Annotated in this window: 4 protein-coding genes and 1 pseudogene; all 5 read left to right on the forward strand. The window is 48.3% G+C overall.

Annotation, left to right across the window (positions count from 1 at the left end):
• Nucleotides 1-241: 241 nt before the first annotated feature.
• Complete coding sequence (locus QVP03_RS08165; protein ID WP_055203886.1) at nt 242-664, forward strand: plasmid mobilization protein; 423 nt, start codon at nt 242-244, stop codon at nt 662-664.
• A 100-nt stretch (nt 665-764) separates the two neighbouring features.
• Nucleotides 765-1,970 carry a site-specific integrase gene (locus QVP03_RS08170; protein WP_022333012.1) on the forward strand — a complete coding sequence of 402 codons (1,206 nt, stop codon included), beginning with the start codon at nt 765-767 and terminating at the stop codon, nt 1,968-1,970.
• Nucleotides 1,971-2,905: 935 nt separating this feature from the next.
• Entirely contained in the window at nt 2,906-3,463 is a 558-nt protein-coding gene (locus QVP03_RS08175) for a UpxY family transcription antiterminator (RefSeq protein ID WP_022333014.1), read from the forward strand.
• A gap of 48 nt (nt 3,464-3,511) precedes the next feature.
• Nucleotides 3,512-3,895: a hypothetical protein gene (locus tag QVP03_RS08180; protein WP_022333015.1), complete on the forward strand. Its 384-nt coding sequence runs from the start codon at nt 3,512-3,514 to the stop codon at nt 3,893-3,895.
• Nucleotides 3,896-4,075: 180 nt separating this feature from the next.
• Nucleotides 4,076-4,376 (forward strand): annotated as a pseudogene (locus QVP03_RS08185) (polysaccharide biosynthesis protein); the annotation flags it as partial.

The following is a 4,376-nucleotide window of genomic DNA, read 5'->3' on the forward strand; positions in this document are numbered from 1 at the left end:
CACCGAGGGTTTGTTTTGGCGCCCGCACGGTTGTAATATTGCACCGGGAAAGACCCGCCCTCGGAGGCCGTAGCGGAGGCTTTTCAAAGTTTTTACAAAAAATTTTCCACCGCGGATTTTTGTTTTCGCCAGAAAACAGCGAGCTGTACCTTTGTCCGACAAATTGACATTTGTCCGACAAAGGTGCTCGCTCTGCGAGGCCGGGGTCGCTCCCGAGTCGCGACCCTTTTTTAAGCTATCTATGGATACCAACCGAAAACTGACAGACATAACCGACAGGAAGCCCCGAACACCGAGTTACAAGTATTCTTTCCGGCTCAATGAAGAGCAGCATATCCGTTTCAACGAGCTGCTCTGCAAAGCTGGACTGGAGCATAACAGAAGCCGTTTTATCGTCAAAAGAATCTTCGCCGAGGAGTTCGTCGTCATCAGACGCGACCCTTCGAAGGTGCAATTCATCGCACGGCTTAACGACTTTTATTTCCAATTTCAAAAGCTCGGGAACAACTATAACCAGATTGTAAAAGCCATCAATTCGCACTTTTCCAACGTCGCGATCCCGCATCAGATCGCCGCATTGGAACAGCGAACGAGAGAATTAAAGGCTCTGAGTATCGAGATTCTGAGCCTTGCAAAACAGGCTAAGAAATGGTTGCGAATATAAGATCGGGTTCTTCGCCCGACCGACAGCGTTATCGGAATCAAATATAGAATTGCACGCTTGCTCGTTACCTTGGCCCGGCAACTTTAACAACAACAAACGTATGGCAAGCGTAAAAGTAAAATTCCGGGCCTCGTCCGTTGCGGATCGGGAAGGCCGACTGTTCTATCAGATAATCCATAACCGTGTAACCCGGCAGATCAGCAGCGGTCATAAGCTGTTTCCGTCGGAATGGGAAGTTCTGCAGCGGAACATACTCCCGCCGAACTGCGAAGGCCCCCGGCACGCTTACCTTGTCGCATTGAAGAGCCGGATAGCGGACGACAAAGCCCGTCTGGAACGCATTATCTCCCGGTTGGAGCATACGGGCGAAAGCTATACTGCCGGGGATGTGGCGGCACGCTATCTTACGCCTCCGGATGCCGGCGGCTTTCTCTCTTTCGCACGGAGCCTTGCCGGGCAGTTGAGACAGATCGGGAAAATCCGCACGAGCGAACGCTACACGACCGTCTTGAACAGCTTCGGGCGTTTCCGCAGAGATGTCGAGGTGCCGTGGGATGAGGTGGATTCCGACCTGATGATCGAATACGAAACTTATCTCAAATCGAGGGGCGTATGCCCGAATACCTCTTCCTACTATATGCGGGGGCTGCGTGCCATTTACAACCGTGCTGTCGAAAAGGGAATGACGGTACAGCGCGATCCGTTCAAGTACGTTTACACGGGCATCGGCAAAACGGTCAAGCGGGCGGTACCTTTGAAAGTCATCCGCCGAATCCGGGATATGGACTTGGCGCTGTTCCCGGCGATGGATTTCGCCCGCGACATTTTCATGTTCTCATTCTACACCCGGGGAATGTCGTTCATCGACATGGCTTATCTGAAGAAGAAAGACCTGCAAAACGGCATACTCTCTTATCGCAGGCAGAAAACGGGACAGCAATTGTTCGTCAAATGGGAAAAACCCATGCAGGAAATTGTCGACAAATACGATACGGTCAGCACTCCCTATCTGCTGCCGGTGATTAAAGACATGAATGCCGACGCCCGCCGGCAGTACAAGAATGCGGCGCATCTGGTAAATGACAAATTGAAAAAGTTGGGTGTGCGATTGGGACTGGACATACCCTTGACGAGCTACGTCGCCCGCCACGGGTGGGCCTCCATCGCCAGGAGCAGGAACATCCCGCTTGCGACCATCAGCGAAGCAATGGGGCACGATTCTGAAAAGACCACGCGAATTTATCTCGCCTCTTTGGACACATCTTCCGTAGACAAGGCGAACAGCCAAATCCTGAAAGCATTGTAGCTGCATAAAAGTCTGTCTTCATCCAACCGGATTTCATTCGGAAATCTCTTTTAAGATTTATTCTTGAAAGAGATATTTTTTCCGGCGGATCAATCCACCGGAAAATCGCTCTCTCCGGAAGGAATAGGTGGGTCGGTAGCGATAATTAAAGAAATAAACGACGGTTAAGTTCCCGAAATAGCATTTAACGGACTGACAGATAGATACAACTTCTCTTTCCGAGAGAAATATCATACTGCCGCAAAGTTATGAAAAATATGAAATACGACAACGAAATCCGGTGAAAAATAAAATTATCCCGGTCATTTCAGTTCGGAATGTTGAGCCATTAATAGAATTTGTTGAACCAATCCTGAGGCTTTCGTGTGTAAGGCGCTGATAATAAACGCCAATCATTTCGCTATTTCTCTCGGAAAGAGATGTATCGGCAGAGGGAATCCGCCAAAGGAAATCACAAACAGCCTGCGACCGGTAAGAATGAGGTGCAGAGGCATTTCCGACGGACAATTCCGACTGACCGGGAGGGTGGGAAGAAAGATAAGGTGTTGTGTGATAGACTACTTCTCTCCGCAAGAGAAATATTGACGAACGCAAAGTTATGCAATTTAATGGAAATAACGACCAAAACCGGATGAAATTTTCGTCTGCCGAATTCGCCAAAAGATTTTTGGCCGACAAATGTTGTGCAAGCAAACAGTTTTCCGAGTGCAAATTTTGCATGGTTTTCAGATAGTTATAACCAATTATATCCATTGCTCTTTCTCTTGCGGAGAGAAAGAGCGTAAAACGAGCAGAATATCTTTTTACGGATTTGCGGAATAGATGATTGGTATTCCGGCGGAAATAAACATAAACGACTGTAATACATGCCAATATACAGATTGGCATGAACTAAAGGCATGTGCCTTTACAGAAAGGACAAACATAAGTAATGTATGGACATCGCCTCGCCCAATACAGAAGAACTCACGACCGCCCGCTGGTTCGTCATGCGGGCTTACAAAAGCGAAAAGAGAGCGGAGGAAAAACTCAAAGGTAAAGATGGATTGGAATATTTTATTCCGAAATATTATGCTGTAAGAGTCTATCACGGAGTGAAATCGAAACGCCTCGTTCCGGTCATTCCGAATCTCGTATTCGTACATGCCAGTCGCATACAGATTACGGAATTTAAGAAACGCTATAATTTCCTGCAATTCGTGATGTGGGAGAAAAGTACGGGCTTGGAATATCTCGTTGTTCCAGATGACCAGATGGAGAGTTTTATCAGGGTTTCATCCCAATACGAAGAAAATATCTCCTACTACAATCCGGATGAGCTCGACCTTCGAAAAGGGCGCCGGGTACGCATCCACGGAGGTAAACTCAATGGAGTAATGGGTGTATTCATGCAGGTGCAGGGCAAAAGAAACCGCAGGGTCGTCGTCCTGCTGGAAGGTGTCATGGCCGTAGCCGCAGAGGTGCATCCCGACTTGATCGAGGTTATCTCCTGACTGTAGTTTATCCATTGAGCAAAGCTGATACAATCGAATTAGAAAACTATGAACGGCAAACCGAATGTCGAGCCACCTTGGATGTCGCTGAAACGTCTGATCGAAACCCGTATGGTCGAGATACTCTGCAAAGAACAGGGCAACAGAAAGTATATCCGCTTATACGGCGCCGGAGAATATTGGCACGCCTACGAAGAGTCGGCCTGTCAGTTAAGCCGGATATTCACGGAATGTGAAACGGCACTTTTCAGGCATAAGGACTACCCCTTTCCAGTGGTTATGGTCAGCATCCCCGACAGTGAATTACGGACTTACATCCGGCAGCATATCCCGGTATGCGACAAGCCTGATTACAAAAAACTGCTGGTCGCGGAACTTTCCGTCTCGGAATACCGCGCATGGCATGAACACGCGGTGAAAGAGTTTTTGTAATTCCTTACGATTGCCGATGACTGATCCGAAAACCGTTATTTTCAACGAATATGGAAACGATACGTGCATTCATTTTATTCGTCATTCGAATATGCTAACTGACCGGAATCGCTATCTTCGATGGATCGACGGACTGTGAATTCAAACAACGAGTAAAATCGAACATTTTCACGCTTCTGTATGCTTTACCGCTTGCTGTCACGGCTGGGTGCTGAAAAGTACCTGTCGTCAAGTTACTTTTCGTCGTGGTTGATTTTGGCCATCGATACCGTTGTATCTGTTTTTTCGACGTTTGTCGCCTACCTTTTGATCCGGGGGCTTTTCCCGCATCCTGTTTTCACGGTCTGGTACGGCGTGTGGCTTCTGGCTGGTTCGTGCGTGTTGAGCGTCATCACGTTCATTCTGTTCCGTACGTTCCGGAGCGTCATCCGCCACACGACCCTTCGTGAAGTGTGGAAACTCGGCGCCGCGGTCCTGCTGA

This window comes from Alistipes sp. CAG:29 (assembly GCF_000435435.1).
GTDB classification, from domain to species: domain Bacteria; phylum Bacteroidota; class Bacteroidia; order Bacteroidales; family Rikenellaceae; genus Alistipes; species Alistipes onderdonkii.